The sequence below is a fragment of the Lacunisphaera limnophila genome, assembly GCF_001746835.1.
GTDB lineage: Bacteria > Verrucomicrobiota > Verrucomicrobiia > Opitutales > Opitutaceae > Lacunisphaera > Lacunisphaera limnophila.
In genome coordinates this window covers 1,081,677-1,096,917 of the sequence record NZ_CP016094.1, presented here as the reverse complement: position 1 = coordinate 1,096,917, position 15,241 = coordinate 1,081,677, and the positions used below count along the sequence as shown (strand labels likewise).

At 68.8% G+C, this 15,241-nt stretch carries 14 protein-coding genes and 1 pseudogene; 10 read left to right on the top strand and 5 right to left on the bottom strand.

Annotation, left to right across the window (positions count from 1 at the left end):
- Positions 1–66: 66 nt before the first annotated feature.
- Entirely contained in the window at positions 67–801 is a 735-nt protein-coding gene (locus Verru16B_RS19195; protein ID WP_335617966.1) for a DUF885 domain-containing protein, read from the bottom strand.
- A 104-nt stretch (positions 802–905) separates the two neighbouring features.
- Positions 906–1,736, bottom strand: a pseudogene (locus tag Verru16B_RS19190) (DUF885 family protein); the annotation flags it as partial.
- A gap of 220 nt (positions 1,737–1,956) precedes the next feature.
- Here Verru16B_RS19190 and Verru16B_RS04485 point away from each other — a divergent pair.
- Positions 1,957–2,727, top strand: a complete 771-nt coding sequence (locus Verru16B_RS04485) for a sialate O-acetylesterase (RefSeq protein WP_069961166.1) — start codon at positions 1,957–1,959, stop codon at positions 2,725–2,727.
- A 46-nt stretch (positions 2,728–2,773) separates the two neighbouring features.
- A complete protein-coding gene (locus tag Verru16B_RS04480; protein WP_083270098.1) occupies positions 2,774–3,658 on the top strand; it encodes an NAD(P)-dependent oxidoreductase in 885 nt (294 codons plus the stop codon).
- Between the two features lie 142 nt (positions 3,659–3,800).
- On the opposite strand, the gene rrtA is transcribed toward Verru16B_RS04480, so the two are convergent.
- Both rrtA and rhlP read right to left on the bottom strand, forming a co-directional pair.
- Complete coding sequence (gene rrtA / locus Verru16B_RS04475) at positions 3,801–4,427, bottom strand: rhombosortase (RefSeq protein ID WP_069961165.1); 627 nt, start codon at positions 4,425–4,427, stop codon at positions 3,801–3,803.
- 43 nt (positions 4,428–4,470) lie between these two features.
- Positions 4,471–5,379, bottom strand: a complete 909-nt coding sequence (rhlP, locus tag Verru16B_RS04470) for a rhombotarget lipoprotein (RefSeq protein WP_069961164.1) — start codon at positions 5,377–5,379, stop codon at positions 4,471–4,473.
- 251 nt (positions 5,380–5,630) lie between these two features.
- Between rhlP and Verru16B_RS04465 the strand changes: the two genes are divergently transcribed.
- The 4 genes from Verru16B_RS04465 (at position 5,631) to Verru16B_RS04450 (ending at position 10,670) form a co-directional block, all read left to right on the top strand.
- The gene (locus Verru16B_RS04465; RefSeq protein WP_069961163.1) at positions 5,631–6,404 is read left to right on the top strand and encodes a hypothetical protein; all 774 of its coding nucleotides are present in this window, start codon (positions 5,631–5,633) and stop codon (positions 6,402–6,404) included.
- A 32-nt stretch (positions 6,405–6,436) separates the two neighbouring features.
- Entirely contained in the window at positions 6,437–8,641 is a 2,205-nt protein-coding gene (locus tag Verru16B_RS04460) for a sodium-translocating pyrophosphatase (protein WP_069961162.1), read from the top strand.
- A gap of 153 nt (positions 8,642–8,794) precedes the next feature.
- Positions 8,795–9,460, top strand: a complete 666-nt coding sequence (locus tag Verru16B_RS04455; RefSeq protein WP_069961161.1) for an ABC transporter ATP-binding protein — start codon at positions 8,795–8,797, stop codon at positions 9,458–9,460.
- 10 nt (positions 9,461–9,470) lie between these two features.
- On the top strand, positions 9,471–10,670 hold the full coding sequence (locus Verru16B_RS04450) for an ABC transporter permease (protein WP_069961160.1): 1,200 nt from the start codon (positions 9,471–9,473) through the stop codon (positions 10,668–10,670).
- A 25-nt stretch (positions 10,671–10,695) separates the two neighbouring features.
- Here Verru16B_RS04450 and Verru16B_RS04445 read toward each other — a convergent pair whose 3' ends face one another.
- Positions 10,696–11,232, bottom strand: coding sequence for a peroxiredoxin family protein (locus Verru16B_RS04445; RefSeq protein WP_069961159.1), 537 nt, complete (start codon positions 11,230–11,232; stop codon positions 10,696–10,698).
- A gap of 182 nt (positions 11,233–11,414) precedes the next feature.
- Here Verru16B_RS04445 and Verru16B_RS04440 point away from each other — a divergent pair, with 182 nt between their 5' ends.
- The 4 genes from Verru16B_RS04440 to Verru16B_RS04425 all read left to right on the top strand — a co-directional run bounded on the left by Verru16B_RS04440 (position 11,415) and on the right by Verru16B_RS04425 (position 15,153).
- On the top strand, positions 11,415–12,119 hold the full coding sequence (locus Verru16B_RS04440; RefSeq protein ID WP_069961158.1) for a hypothetical protein: 705 nt from the start codon (positions 11,415–11,417) through the stop codon (positions 12,117–12,119).
- 55 nt (positions 12,120–12,174) lie between these two features.
- Positions 12,175–12,531 carry a hypothetical protein gene (locus Verru16B_RS04435; RefSeq protein WP_069961157.1) on the top strand — a complete coding sequence of 119 codons (357 nt, stop codon included), beginning with the start codon at positions 12,175–12,177 and terminating at the stop codon, positions 12,529–12,531.
- A gap of 108 nt (positions 12,532–12,639) precedes the next feature.
- Positions 12,640–14,751: a TonB-dependent receptor gene (locus Verru16B_RS04430; protein ID WP_069961156.1), complete on the top strand. Its 2,112-nt coding sequence runs from the start codon at positions 12,640–12,642 to the stop codon at positions 14,749–14,751.
- A gap of 63 nt (positions 14,752–14,814) precedes the next feature.
- Positions 14,815–15,153 (top strand): hypothetical protein, encoded by a 339-nt coding sequence (locus Verru16B_RS04425; RefSeq protein ID WP_157772206.1) that lies wholly within the window; start codon positions 14,815–14,817, stop codon positions 15,151–15,153.
- The last annotated feature ends 88 nt before the right edge of the window (positions 15,154–15,241 follow it).

Genomic DNA, 15,241 nt, shown 5'->3' with positions numbered 1-15,241 from the left:
CCGTGTGTGCGATGACCGTTTTCGCAACGGGAAAGACACGCCCCCTCCGGGGCGCCTCCGGGGGGCTCAGGCGGGGCGGGCGGCCGGGGCGAGGGTGGTGGCGATCCAGTCGTCCACGATGGTCTCAAGGACGGACAGCGGCACGACCCCGGCGCGGAGCACGGTGTTGTGGAATTGCTTGAGATCGAACCGGTCGCCGAGCGCGGCCCGGGCCTTGGCGCGCAGCTCCAGGAACTTCAGCTGGCCGATCTTGTAGGAACAGGCCTGACCGGGGATGACTGTGTACCGGTCCACCTCGTGCGGCGGGATCCCGTAGTCGATGGCCTGCTGACGGGTCCAGCGCATGGCGTGGAGGCCGGTGTCGGCCACGAGGCGCTGGGCGCGAAACAGCTCGGCATCCAGTTGGCCGAGCAAACCGGGGATGTCGCCCTCGTACCAGCCGTGCTCGGTGGCCAGTTGCTCGGCGTAGAGGGCCCAGCCCTCGGCGTTGGCGGAATTGGCGCCGAAGATGCGATCGCGGCGGAACCGGGGCAGGTCCTGCATCTCCTGGATCAGGGCGAGCTGGTAATGATGGCCGGGGATGGCCTCGTGGTAGGTGAGCGTCCGCATGTTCAGGATCTTGAATACCGGTCCGGGCAGCGGGGCCCAAAAGGTTCCCGGGCGCGAACCATCCGGCGCCGGGGTGGAGTAGTGGGCCGCCGCGGTTTTCTCGGTGAAGGCGGGCTCGCGTTGCACGACACAGGGGGCCTGGGGTTGCAGGTCGAACAGGGCTTGGGCGCGGCGGACGGAATCATCGAGGATCGCCTGGTAGCGGGCGATGAGGGCCGGGCGCGGGTCGGGCGCGGCGGGGGTTGGAGGTCCTGGTTGAGACGGGCGAAACGCTCGCGCACCGAACCTTCCTTGTAACCGAGTTCCCGCAACAGGCCGTCCATCCGGGCTTCGATGCGGGCGACCTCGCGCCGGCCCGTCTCATGGATCTCGCGCGCCGTCAGGCTGGTCGTCGTGAAATAGCCGAGGCGGACCGCGTAGGCGGCCTCGCCGCCCGGCAGGCGCCAGAGGCCGGCGTCGGCGGTGGTGAGCGGCAATTGCTCCTGCAACAGCGCCCGGGCGCGGCTGAAGGCGGGGATGATCTGTTCGCGCACGGTTTGCGTGGCCGCGGCGACCAGGGCGGTGCGGTCGTCGGCCGGCAGGTCGGCGAGCTTCGCGGCGCGCTCGGCGAGCGATGTGACGAGCACGTTCTGGGCGGGTTCGGCGTCGAGGAAACGGTCGAACTGGCCGAGCGCGGACCGGGTGATGAAGTCGGGCATCAGGAAGCCGCGGGTCGCTGCCTCCCGCGCCTGGGCCACGCCCTCGTCGATCTGCCCGGCCACGAGCGTGAGGCGCGCGAGGTAGTTCTCGATGTCGCGCCGGTGGCGGACGGGGTGGGTCTGGCTGAGGAAATTGACCAGCGTCACGTGCAGGCCCCAGAACTGGTTGAACACAAAGCGGTGGTCCTCGAACGGTGCGGCCTTCACGCGTTCCTGCAGGTCCCACTCGATCACGCGTGCGGAGGCGACCTGCTGGGGATCGAGCTTGGCGCGGTCGAATCGCGCCAGCTCCGCCAGCGCGTCACGGGCAAAGGCCAGCTGCTCCGCCCGGTAGGCGGGGGTGATCGGGGTGAGCTGCCGGTCGAGGGCATCCTGCTCCGCGCCCGTGAAGAACTGCGTGCGGGTGGCCCCACTCGGGTCGGCTCGCATAGACGCGGTGGTGAGCTGGTCCACCCAGGAGTCGAAGGCGGGGTCCGAGGCGAAGACGAGCACCGGGAACAGGGCGGCCAGCAGGAGCCGCGGGCGGGGGATCAGCATGGGCGGAGGCTAGCGGTCACCGGGATGAAGTCCAGCGGGAGAGCTTGATCTCGGCCTCCACCCACCGCCAGCGCCCGCTTGCGCCGTCGCAGGTCGTGCCCACACTGCGCCCATGCCCCGTCACCCCGTGTTTGTCCTGCCGGCGCTCCTGCTTTTTTCCGCCATGCCGTTGGTCGCCACCGAAACCGTCCCCGCCGACTTGAAGCTCTTTTTGCTCATCGGGCAGTCCAACATGGCCGGCCGCGGCCGGGTCGAGGCGGAGGACCGGGCGCCGCATCCGCGGGTGTGGGTATTGAATCGGGACCTGGCGTGGGTGCCGGCGGTGGACCCGCTGCATTTCGACAAACCCGAGCGCATCGGGACCGGACTGGGGAAGACCTTCGGCGCGGTCATCGCGGAGGCCAACCCGGGCCAGGCCATCGGGCTCATCCCGGCGGCCTTCGGGGGCAGCGCCCTGGACGAGTGGGCGCCGGGTTCGCCCCATTACGTGAATGCCCTGGCGCGCGCCCGGGAGGCGCGCAAGCACGGGCAACTCGCCGGCATCCTCTGGCACCAGGGGGAGTCGGACCGCGCGCCGGACAAGGTGGCGACCTACGCGGCCCGATTCCAGAGTTTCATCGCCCAGCTGCGGACCGACCTCGACGCGCCGGAGGTGCCGGTGATCGTCGGCGAGATCGGGCGCTTTTGTCCGAATGAAGGACCGGTGAATGCGGCGATCCGCGAGTTGCCCGGCTTGGTCCCGCAATGCGCCTTGGTTTCGTCGGAAGGGTTACCCGGCCGGCCGGAGGAACCGGAGGTCCTCCACTTCGAGTCGCCCGGCTTCCGCGAACTCGGCCGCCGCTATGCCGCGGCGTGGCTGACCCTAAAGGCCCGGGCTCACTAAGCGAGTGTCTGAACCTCACTATCACCCACGGAAATCCTGAATTATCATGAACGAAAAAATCGCCTTTGTCGGGGTCGGTCGCATGGGGGCCAACATGGCCCGCCGCCTCAAGGACTGTGGTTACCCCGTCACGGCGGTGTACGATGTGAACTCGGCCGGCGCGGCGGTGCTCGCGGCGGAGCTGGGAGCGACGGCCGTGACCCGGCTGGCGGAGGTGACAGCCGCCGCCGAGATTATCTTCACGGTCGTGACCGACGATGCCGCGCAACTCGCGGTGTTTCCGGAGGCGGGTGATTCCTTGTTGTCCGGGGCGCGGGGCAAAGTGTTCGTCAACTGCGCCACGATTTCGCCCGCCACCCATGTCGAGGTGGAGCGGCGGGCCCGGGCCGCGGGGGCGGTGTCGCTGGAAGGCTGCATGGCGTCCTCGATCCCGCAGGCGCGCAATGGGACGCTTTATCTCATGTGCGGGGGCGACCGGGCCGGGTATGAGCGGGTGCGGCCCGTGCTGGAAAAACTCAGCGCGACGCCCCGTTACATCGGGCCCGCGGGGCAGGCCGCCCAGGTGAAGGCGCTGGTGAACATGGTGATGAACATCAACACCGCGGGTCTGGCCGAGGGCCTGGGGCTGGGGGCGGCGCTCGGGCTCGACCTGGACCTGCTGCGCGAGGTTTTTGCGCAGACCGGAGCCAACTCGCAGGTGCTGAAGACGGACGGCGAGGACATGCAGCATCGGGCGCACGACTGTTATTTCTCCGGGGCGCATGCCGCCAAGGACTCGGGCATAGCCGCGCAGCTGGGGCGTGAGGCCGGGCTGAAATTGCCGCTTGCGGAGGCGACCAAGGCGCAGTTCGACCGGATGGTGGCGCTGGGTCTGGGCGGCCTCGACAAGAGCGGCGTGGCCGAGCTGACCTTCAAGGGCCGGCACGGGTGAGGCGGGCGAGGTTTCCGCGTTCATCCGCGGGTAATTTTCCGGGCTCTGTTACATTTTTGCGCGGAAAATGAAAAAAGTCGCGGCCCGCGTCGGCGCGTGCCGATTAAGGGGGTGTTAGTAGGTTTGTGTGTCCCTCTGGCTGTTAGGGGTAATAGCCGGAATCTTGCCGCCGGGAGCCCGTCACGGGTCCCGGCGGTGTCATTTTCGAACGACGGAGGCAGCCCAGGCCCTCGTGCAGGAGGGCGCTGAGCGCCCCGGCGAAGTGGGCGGTGGTCGAGAGGCGCACCCCGGGTAGCGCAAAGGCGACCAGCGAGGTCTCCGCGCGGATGGCATCACCCGTCGTTTTGACCGCCACAAGGGCAAGCAATCCTGTCCAGAGCCAGCGTGAGGCCCCTCCGGAGCGAAGCTGGTGCAGGCCGAGCAGCACGACGACGCTGGTGGCCAGGCCGGACAATCCGCCATAGGCCTGCAGTGCCGGTTCGCCGATGAGGACAGCCAGACCGATGAGCGGGGCGGCGATCACGGTGTGACGCAGCAGAAGGCCGGGGCGTTGGCGCTCCAGCCAGGTCCCGGCAGCGAGGAGCACGGCGAGGTTCCAGCCCAGGTGCGAGGCGGAGAAATGAACCCAGTGCCCGGTCCACAGCCGCCAGACCTCGCCGGCGGCCACCGCGGAACGATCAAGGAGGACCAGCCCGTGTCGCGCGGGAGCAAACGCCAGCAGCACCGCGGGCAGGACAAACAGCAGCAGCGGAACGCGCAGGGTCTTCATCAATGGCAGAGCGGGGTTCGGAGACACAGCCCAGCAGTCTGGTTCATTTGCGGGCATGGGGATGCTTGCCCTGCACCGCGCGCACCCCCGCCGTGCCAAGCAGGACGAGCAGCACCAGGCTGAAACCGGCATCCAGGGAGCCGCCGCCGGTGTAGCCCGGCTTGTGCTCGATCTTGACCGTGGCCGGTTCCTCCCGGGCCCGGACCTTAAAGAGTTCAAGTTCCTGGGCGAGGGCCGCCGTCATCTGGGCCGAGGCTTGCTCGATGCCGGCGGCGGAGGATTTTTTCAGCTCGTGGGCGTTGCGGACAAGAGTGGCGTGATTCTGGATCGTGCTCGTGCCGGGGGCACGGAAGAGGAGGCTGCGGCTGGGGATGTCGTAGACCGCGGCCTCCATGAGCGTGTGGGTGGAGTTGCGCTGCCCCGGGACAACATAGCTGCCGACGATGGTCCAGTAAGCCAGGCTTGCCTCGGTGTCGTCCGAACTCTGGGCCTGATCGTAGGCGATCAGCGCGATCACATCGATGCCGAGCATCGTGCGCAGCTGGTCGAGATTGGTGAAGCCGCCGCCCGGTCGCAGGTAGGTGGCCGGGATGATCTCGATGGATTGAACAAAGGGCAGGGTCTTGAACTGGGCGGACACCTTGCGCATGAGCTCGGTCTTCTGCAGTTCGGTGAAATTGGCCTGAATGTGACTGAAGCCGCGACCGCCGGACAAGCCCGCCGGCACAAAGGCCACGCCGATCCGCAGCGGCAGACGCAGCGTGGGAATGGCCGGTTGCACGAAGGGTAGGTCCTGGTCGGGGTAGAGGAACTGGACGACGCTGCTGGACTCGTGGTGGCGGCGCTGGCCCCACATGCCGACGCAGCCGGCGAGGCTGAAGGCGAGCGCGACAGCGAGAGCGGGCAGGAGCAGGCGGCGGAGGCCGGGGCGGGGGAGGAGAGGGGAGTGCATGCCCGCGACTTTAGCCGGGTTCACGGCGCGGGTGTTAGTTGATAAACCTGATGCGCGACATCGGTAATTTTGATGGGCCGGGCCCGGTTCGCCCGCCGCACGCGCGAAAGCGCGGCGGGGTTTTGGCCACATGGCGGCCCGCGCAATTCGCGCACGGCACATCGCAAACCGTGCGCGGCACCCGTTTGCATTTTCTGGCAGGATGATGGCCGATGCCGACATCGGTCGGCGCTCCCAGCCCCACCCCCGCCATGAGCCACCCCAATCATCTCTATATCTCGCTGATGCCCGAATCCCTGGTGGCATCGCACCTGACCCCCGAGGAGTTCGGCTCCTACATCGCCACCGGCACCAAGAAACGCGCGCGCGGCCAGGCCATCTTCTTCAAGCTTAACGACGCCTACGCCGCCACGCAGATCACTGGTGATGTCGCCCGCCGCATGGCCGAGCGCAACCCGCGGCGCTCGCTCTATCTGTCCATCTACCGCGTGTTGGAGCACACTCCCCTCGAGGCCATCGAGTCCGTCCACCTCACCGCCGATGACGGCCGCGTCCTCTCGCTCAAGCCGGCGCCGTACCAGACCAACCCGGGCCCGCGTTTCCACCTTTATCAGGAGTTCTGCCCGGTGACCCCGCGTGTCGTCAGCGCCTTCGAACCCCGCGAGTTCGCCGCGCACATCACCGATCCGGCCGCGCCCGTCTCCCTGCCCGCCCTGGTTTTCGCCGAGCTGAAGCTCGACCGTCTGGGGGATGACCCCGAGGCCACGGACGTGGACAACCTGCCCTATCCGAATCTCGAGCATCTGCGCGACTGTCTCCGCGAGCTCCGGCTCAAACACGGCAAGCCCACCAAGACGGTCATCCGCTACCTCCAGCAGGATGTGCTGTTCCGGACCCTGACCGGCGGCATCTACCTGGCCGGCGTCGGCGGCAAGTTCGTCTATTTCCCCATGCCCACCCAGCATCAACTCGAGACCGAGTTTTTCCCGTGGTGGCGCTCCGCGCTCAGTTCCTTCGGCGCCTGAGGCCCGGCTTTTTCCCCTAACCCCCCCGTTCAATGCAATCGTCCTTGTTCTGGCTCACCCCTGCCTCCTCGCTCCTCGCCCTGGGCGTCGCGGCCCTTTTCTACCGCAGCATGAAGGCCGCCCCGGAAGGCACTCCCCGCATGGTGGAGATCGCCTCCCATGTGCGCGCCGGCGCCATGGCCTACCTGCGCCAGCAATACAAGGTAGTCGGCATCTTCTTCCTGGTGCTGACCCTCCTGTTCGCCTGGCTCGCGTACGGGCTCAACCTGCAGAATCACTGGGTGCCCTTCGCCTTCCTCACCGGCGGCTTTTTCTCCGGCCTGGCTGGGTTCTTCGGCATGAAGACCGCGACCTACGCCGCGGCGCGCGTCGCCCATGCCGCCAGCCACTCGCTGGATGCCGGCCTCCGCCTCGCCTTCCGGAGTGGCGCGGTCATGGGGCTGGTTGTCGTCGGCCTCGCCCTCCTCGACATCTCTGTCTGGTTCCTCGTACTGAGCCACTACGTCGAGGACGCCGATCCGGCCCACAAGCTCCTTTTGATCACCACCACCATGCTGACCTTCGGCATGGGCGCCTCGCTGCAGGCGCTGTTCGCCCGCGTGGGCGGCGGCATCTTCACCAAGGCCGCCGACGTCGGCGCCGACCTGGTCGGCAAGGTCGAGGCCGGCATCCCCGAGGACGACCCGCGCAACCCCGCCACGATCGCCGACAACGTCGGCGACAACGTCGGCGATGTCGCCGGCATGGGCGCCGACCTTTACGAGTCCTACGTCGGTTCCATCCTCGCCACCGCCGCGCTGGGCGCGGCCGCCTACGCCCAGGCGGGCGACCCGGCCAACGCCTACAAGGCCGTCATCGCGCCGATGGTCGTCGCCGCCATCGGCACGGTCTTCTCGATCATCGGCATGTATGCCGTGCGCGTGAAATCCGGCTCGACGCAGCGCGACCTGCTCAACGCCCTCGGCCGCGGCATCAACCTGAGCTCGGCCCTCATCCTCGTTTTCTCCTACGTCGTGCTGCGCCAGCTCGACCTGCCCAACTACGTTGGCATCTGGGGCGCCATCGTCACGGGCCTCATCACCGGCCTGGTGATCGGCAAGGTCACCGAGTATTTCACCTCGCAGGAATACAGCCCGACCAAGGGCATTGCGGACAATGCCACCACCGGCCCCGCCACCGTGATCATTTCCGGTCTCGGCACGGGCATGCTCTCCACCGTGGTCCCCGTCGTCGCCATCGTGATCGGCACGGCCCTGTCCTACTGCTTCGCCGCCGGCAGCTGGCATTTCTCCCCGGCCAGCATGGCCATGGGCCTCTACGGCGTCGGCATCGCCGCGGTCGGCATGCTCTCCACCCTGGGCATCACGCTCGCCACCGACGCCTACGGCCCCATCGCCGACAACGCCGGCGGCAACGCCGAGATGGCCGGCCTCGACCCCGAGGTCCGCAAGCGCACCGACGCGCTCGATTCGCTGGGCAACACCACCGCCGCCACCGGCAAGGGGTTTGCCATCGGTTCGGCCGCCCTCACAGCCCTTGCGCTGCTCGCCTCCTACGTCGAGGAACTGAAGATCGCCATGATCCATGCCGGCCAGGTCACGATGGAGGTCGCCGGCGTGGCGGTGCCCACGGCCACGGCCACGCTCACCGAGTTCATGAATCATTTCGAGGTGAACCTGATGAACCCCAAGGTCCTGCTCGGCATGTTCCTGGGCTCGATGGTTTCCTTCGTGTTCTGCGGGCTCACCATCAACGCCGTCGGCCGCGCCGCCGCCAGCATGGTCGAGGAGGTCCGCCGCCAGTTCAAGGCCAAGCCCGGCATCCTCCAGGGCAAGGACCTGCCGGACTACGCGCGGTGCGTCGCGATCTCGACCGCCGGGGCGCAGCGGGAGATGATCATCCCCTCGCTCCTCGCCGTCATCATCCCGATCGCCACGGGTCTCATCTTCGGCGTGCCCGGCGTGTTCGGCTTGCTCGGCGGCGCCCTCTCCACCGGTTTCGTGCTCGCGGTCTTCATGGCCAACTCCGGCGGCGCGTGGGACAACGCCAAGAAGTACATCGAGGAAGGTCACCACGGCGGCAAGGGCTCCCTGGCCCACAAGGCCGCCATCATTGGCGACACGGTCGGCGATCCCTTCAAGGACACGGCCGGTCCGAGCCTCAACATCCTCATCAAGCTGATGAGCATGGTTTCAATCGTCACCGCCGGCGTGAACATTGCCTACACTCTCTTCTAAGCCCTCGGGCCAGAATTGTTGGTTGTGTGTTCCCCCCCGCGCGCCGGCCTGACCGCCGGCGCGCTTTTTTGACCCGCCGTGCGGCGGGCGGAGCATCCGGCCATTGACGTTTCGCGTGTCCTGAGCCTCCGTGGTGTCTTCCCCTTCCCGCCGATGTCCCTCCTTGCCGTCCGTGATCTGACCAAGGCCTACGGCCCCCACCGTGTGGTGGACGTGGCGGCGTTTGGCCTCGAAGCGGGCGCGCAGGTGGCGCTCCGCGGGGAAAGCGGGTCGGGCAAGACGACCTTCCTGCATCTCCTCGCCGGCATCCTCGCCCCCGACGCCGGCCGCATCGAGCTGGCCGGCCGCGACCTCGCGAGTCTCGGCGAGGCGGGGCGCGACCGGTTGCGGGCCGAGACCATCGGCTACATATTCCAGACCTTCAATCTGCTGCAGGGGCACACGGTCCTCGAGAACGTGGAACTCGGCATGGCCTTCGGCCGCGGCGTGGACCGGGCGCATGCGACCGCGCTGCTCCGGCGGGTGGGGCTCGGCGACAAGCTGGCGCATTTCCCCCGGCAGCTCTCGACCGGCCAGCAGCAGCGCGTGGCCGTGGCCCGCGCGCTGGCCAACCGGCCGAAGCTGGTGCTCGCCGACGAGCCGACGGGCAACCTCGATGCGCGGAACAGCCGCGAGGCGCTGGCGCTCATCCGCGAGGTTTGCCGCGAGGAAGGGGCCGCGCTCCTGCTGGTGAGCCACGACGAGGGGGTGTTGAGCCAGTTCGAGGGTGTCACCGATTTCACCCAGCTGAACCGGGTCGAACGTCCGGCCGCGTCATGATATACCCTGAATGATTCTCAACCTCATCTACCGCAGCCTCCGCCAGCACGCGCTCTCGACGCTCGTGACGGCCGGGAGCATCGCGCTCGCGGCCGGGCTGCTGCTCACGGTGTGGGTGGTGAAGACGCAGTCGCAGTCCGTGTTCGCCGCGACCAACTCCGGGTTTGACGCCGTGCTCGGCGCGCGCGGGTCGAAGCTGCAGCTGGTGCTCAACGCCATCTTCCACCTCGAGGCCTCGCCGGGCAACCTGGCCGCGGCCGACTACGAGGGCATCCGCCGCCACCCGGCGATCAAGACGGCCATCCCGATCGCCGTGGGCGACAACTACGAGGGCTGGCGCATCGTGGGCACGCTGCCCGCCTTGTTCGCGGTCGAGTACCGGCCCGGGCGGAATTACGCGGTCGCCCCCGGCGGCAAGCTGTTCGCCGAGGGCACGCGGGAGGCGGTCGTCGGCGCCTATGCGGCAAAACAGCTGGGCTGGAAGGCGGGCGACACCTTTCAACCCTACCACGGGCTGGCCTTCGATCCGAAGGCGCAGCATGAGGAAACCTACACGATCACCGCCATCCTCGAGCCGACCGGCACGCCGGTGGACCGGGTGATCTGGATCCCGCTGGCGGGCGTGCAGACGATGGGCGGACACGATGCGCGCGCCGCCAATGACGTGAGCGCCGTGCTCATCCAGCTGCGCGCACCCACGGCCGGCCTCATGCTCGACATGATGATCAACAAGCAGGGTAACAAAATGACCTTTGCCTATCCCATCGGCGCCATCGTGGCCGACCTGTTCAACAAGATCAGCTGGGTGGACCAGGTGCTGACGCTTCTCGCGTGGGTGGTCGCAGCGGTGGCGTCGGCCTCGGTGCTGGTGAGCATCTACAATTCCATGAGCGCCCGCCAGCGCGACATCGCCATCCTGCGCGCGCTCGGGGCGCGGCGGCGGACCGTCTTCGGCGCCGTGGTGGGCGAGGCGGCCGTCATCGGCCTGCTCGGCGCGGTCGCGGGTTTCGCGGTGTTCGCCGCCTTTGCCGCGGTCGTGGCCGGCATCATCCAGGCGCAAACGGGCGTGGTGCTGGAGCCGCTGAAATGGAATCCGATCTTCTGGTGGGGCCCGGCGACCTTCGTCGGGTTGTGCGCCCTGGGCGGCCTCGTGCCGGCGATCAAGGCATACCGCGTGCCGGTGGCCGAGACGATCGCCCCGGTCTCGTGAGGGCCGGACCGGACTTGGATCGATCCTACGGGAGTGCTTTGGCTGCGGCGATGAGCTCCGCGCTCTCGGGGCGGTCGCGGTAGTTGTCGCGCATGAGCTTCGCGCGGATGACGCCCTGACGGTCGAGAATATAGGCGACGGGGTGCGCGATGCCGGCGCCCTTGCCGCTGACCTCGTGGTTGAGGATGCCGTAGGCGGAGATCACTTTGCTGTCGGGGTCGGCGAGGAGCGGGTAGATGAGGCCGAGCTTTTTCGCCGCCGCGGCGCCCGTGGCCGGGGCATCGTAGCTCACGGCGATCAGCTGGACGCCGGCGGCCTCGATGGCTGCGCGGGCGGTTTGCAGGTCCTCGAGCTGCCGGCGGCAAAAGGGGCACCAGTCGGCCGAGCGCACGAAAATCAGGGCGACCGGGCCCTGGGCGAGGGCGGTCTTGAGCGAGAGGGATCCGCCGGCCGAGCTGGCGAGCGTGAAATCCGGCGCGGTTTCGCCGACCTTGAGCCCCGGTTGTTCGGCGGCGAGCCAGGCGGGGGCCAGCAGGGAAAGGAGACAGAGGAGCGTTTTCATAGGCTAGGGGAGTCGGCGGAGCGGATGTAGAGGGAAGAGGTTCGGCGAGCTGGCTTATTCCAGCGTCGGTCAAGAAAGCGGACCGGGTCGCCTAACGGCCTCAAGGCGGCCCAATCGGGCGTTCCCGGCCACAAGGGGGCTTGACGACTTTGGTAGGGTGGGTCCGCCTACACCTTCCCAGCATGGATCTCGCCGCCTTCCTCACCCTCGCCGCCACCGGCCTCTCGGTCGCGTTCATCCATGCCGCGATCCCGACGCACTGGCTGCCCTTCGTGGTGGTGGCGCGGGCCCAGGGTTGGTCCCGGGGGCGGACCCTGGCGATCGTGACGCTTTGCTCGGGCGGTCACCTGCTGGTGATGACGGCGATCGGCCTGGCGCTGGCCTGGTTCGGCCTCCAGATCGACGAGCACTGGGTCGAGACCTTCCCCTATCTGGCGGGCGGCGCGCTGATCGCCATCGGCGTCCTCATCCTCGTCCGGCACTGGCGCGGGTGGACCCACGGGCATGGCGAGTGGATCGAGGGACACTGCCAGCACGATCATGGGCACGGCCATCACCATGAGCCGGCAAAACCGGTCGCCCGCACCAGCGACTGGGCGGCCATCAGCGGCCTGTTCACGATGCTGACCTTTTCCCCCTGCGAGGGGCTGCTCCCGGTCTATCTGGCGGGCGTGCAGTTCGGCTGGGGCGGCGTGACGCTCCTCAGCGTGCTCCTCGCGGCCGGCACCTGGGCGGCGATGCTGCTGTTCACCTGGCTGACGCTGCTGGGGGTCGAGCGGGTGCGCTTCAAGTGGCTGGAAAAATGCGAGGCCCAGGTCCTTGGCACCCTGCTCATCCTCTGCGGCGGGGCGTTCATCCTGGTCGAGCATTTCCACGCGCACGGCTGAGGCCGGGTCCCACACTTCATTTGACACGCACGCGTCCCCGTCCTTCTTCTCCCGCATGTCCCGTCCCGCCGAGCACCCGCTGACCCGCGCCACCGCCCTGGTGGCGGCGTTGTGCGTGCTGGTGCTGGCGGTCCTGGCCGCTAGCCCCGGGTTGCACGCCGGGTTGCACGCCGCGCCCGATGCCGGGCAAGCCGGCTGTGCGCATCCCGGGCCCGATGCCCCGGTCGGCGATGCGGACCATGCCTGTGCGGTGACGCTTTTTGCCCAGGGGGCGATGACCCTGCTGGTGCTGTTCCTGCTGATCCTGGCGCGGCCCACCGTGGCCGGCCTGACGCTGCGCGCGACCGATGAGGTCGTGGCTTTGTCGCCCCGTTACCGGCTCGTGCCGTCGCACGCGCCGCCGGCGGCCTGAGTTGAACCGAACCGTTCCGGCTGAGGCGCGTGGCGCCCTGGCCGTTTTCCGTCTCTTGGTCCGGGCTGCGCCTTGCCGCGCCCCGGTCTTCCTCAACCCAGCTCCGTCATGTCTTTCCGTCATTCCTTTTCCCTTACCTTTCTGGCGCTCGCCGCAGTCGCGGGGCGCGCCCAAACCGTGCCGCCGGCCCCGCCGGCGGACCCGCTCCATCTCGACGATCTGGTCGTCACGGCCAGTCCGCTCGCCCGCGGCGCCGATGAAATCAGCGCACCGACCCACGTGCTGGCAGGCGACGCCCTCGCGCGGCGCCAGCAGGGCACCCTCGGGGAAACACTCGCCGGTCTGCCCGGCGTGGACTCCACCTATTTCGGGCCTGGCGCCAGCCGGCCGGTCATCCGCGGCCTCGGCGGCGACCGCATCCGTGTGCTCACGGGCGGCGTCGGCACGCTCGACGCCTCCGTCGTGAGCCCCGACCACGCCGTGAGCCTGGATCCCCTGCTGATCGACCGCGTCGAGGTCGTGCGCGGCCCGGCCGCCTTGCTTTACGGCGGCGGCGCCATCGGCGGCGTGGTCAACGTCATCGACGGCCGTATTCCCGAGGCCCTGCCGGCCGGACCCGTCACGGGCCGGCTCGAGGTGCGGGGTGACACCGCGGCCGACGAGCGTACGACGGCCGGCGTCCTGACCGGCGCCGCCGGCCAGTTTGCCTGGCGGCTCGACGGTTTCCGCCGCCTGACGGGGGACATCGACATCCCCGGCTTTGCGGAGACGGCGGCCCTGCGCGCCGAGCATGAACTTGAGGAGGCAGAACACGCCGGCGAGGAGCACGAGGAGGAGGCCCCGGCCTTCGGCACGCTGCCCAACACCGCGACGGAGACGAACGGCGCCGCCTTCGGCCTGAGCTACATCGGCGGCCGGGGCCACCTCGGCTTCAGCTACAGCGGTTTGGACTCCCTGTATGGCGTGCCCGGCCACGAGCATCACGAGGAGGAGCCCGCGGCCGGCGAGGCGGAGGATGAGGACGCAGGTCATGACGAGCACGGCGGCGTGCGCATCGATCTGCGGCAGCGCCGCGGGGACGTGCACGGCGAGTGGCTGGCCCCCGTGGGTCTCCTGCGCGCCGCCCGCTTCCAGTTGGGCGTGGCAGACTATGAGCATACCGAGCTCGAGGGGGACGAGATCGGCACCCGTTTCACCAACCAGGCCCATGAGGGCCGGCTCGAGCTGCTGCACGAGAAGGTCGGTGACTTCGAGGGCGCCCTCGGCTGGCAATTTGCCCGGAGTGATTTCGCCGCGGCCGGTGCGGAGGCCTTCATGCCGCCGTCCGTGACGCGGCAGCAGGCCGTCTTCCTCTATGAGGAACGCGGGCGGGGTGACTGGACGGCGCAGTTCGGCGCCCGCGTCGAATGGCAGAAGATCACGCCCGCAGCCGTCTCCGGCCTGCCGGCGCGCCGCCACACGGGGGAGACCTTCACGGCCGGCCTGATCTGGCGCGTGAGCGAGGCGGGCAGCCTGGCCTTGTCGGCGTCGGCCAATGAGCGTGCCCCCAACGCGCAGGAACTCTACGCTGACGGTCCGCATGCCGGCACCGGCGCCTACGAGCTGGGCGATCCCACGTTGGGCACCGAGCAGTCCCGCGGCCTCGACCTTAGCTACCGCCACCGCCGCGGCGCGGTCACGGGCGAGCTCAGCGTGTTTTTGAACCGCTTCGACGGCTACATCTACGAGGCGGCCACCGGGGCCGAGGAGGACGGCCTGCCCGTCTACGCCTTTGTGCAGCGCGACGCCGAGCTCTACGGCGCCGAGGCCGAGCTGGTGTTCCATCTGCACGAGACCAAGGAGACGGTCGCCGATGTCCGGGTGATGGCCGACAGCGTGCGGGCGACGAACACGTCGGACGACACGCCGTTGCCGCGCACCACGCCGGTGCGCCTCGGCTTGGGCTTCGACTGGCAGCACGGCCCGTGGTCCGTGTCGGCCGATTGGCGGCACGTGGTCAAAGCGGACCGCCTCGCCCCCGGCGAGACCGCCTCGCCCGCCTACGACATGGTTGGTATCGGCACCGCTTGGCGCTTCACCGCCGGCCGGACCCACGGCGAGCTGTTCGTGCAGGGCCGCAACCTCCTCGACGAGACCGCCCGCGTGCACGCCTCCTTCCTGAAGGACCTCGCCCCGCTGCCCGGCCGGAACTTCACCGCCGGCGTGCGCTTCAGCTTCTGAGGTGCTTGACGACTTTGCTATAAGTAAAGCCGCGTGAAGTTATCCGTCCCACCTCAGCCCTCCTTGTCCCGGCGAATCATCGCCGGGGTGGGGGCGGGGCTTGTGCTGCTTCTGACCGTGGCCGCCGCCTCGCCGGCGGTCCACGTCTGGCTGCACGGCCATGCAGGCGACGAGACCCACGCCTGCGAGCATCATCACACCGATGAAGCGCCCGCCGCGGCGGAGGAGGCGGGTTGCGCGGTCACACTTTTTTGTCACGGGGTGCTCCCGTTGGTGGTCTGGAGGCTGCCCGTCGTTGAGCAACCGACCTTCGCAACCGTTCCCGGCGGTTTGTCCGAGACCTTCCGCGCGGCCCGGCCGCGCTACCGGCACGTGCCGTCGCACGCGCCGCCGGTGGTCTGATTGGTAGTTGTGTGTGTGGGTGCGCCGCGCTGTCCGCGGCGCACCCGCTTGTTTCCGTATGTCCGGTCGCGGCGTGCTGCGACCGCAG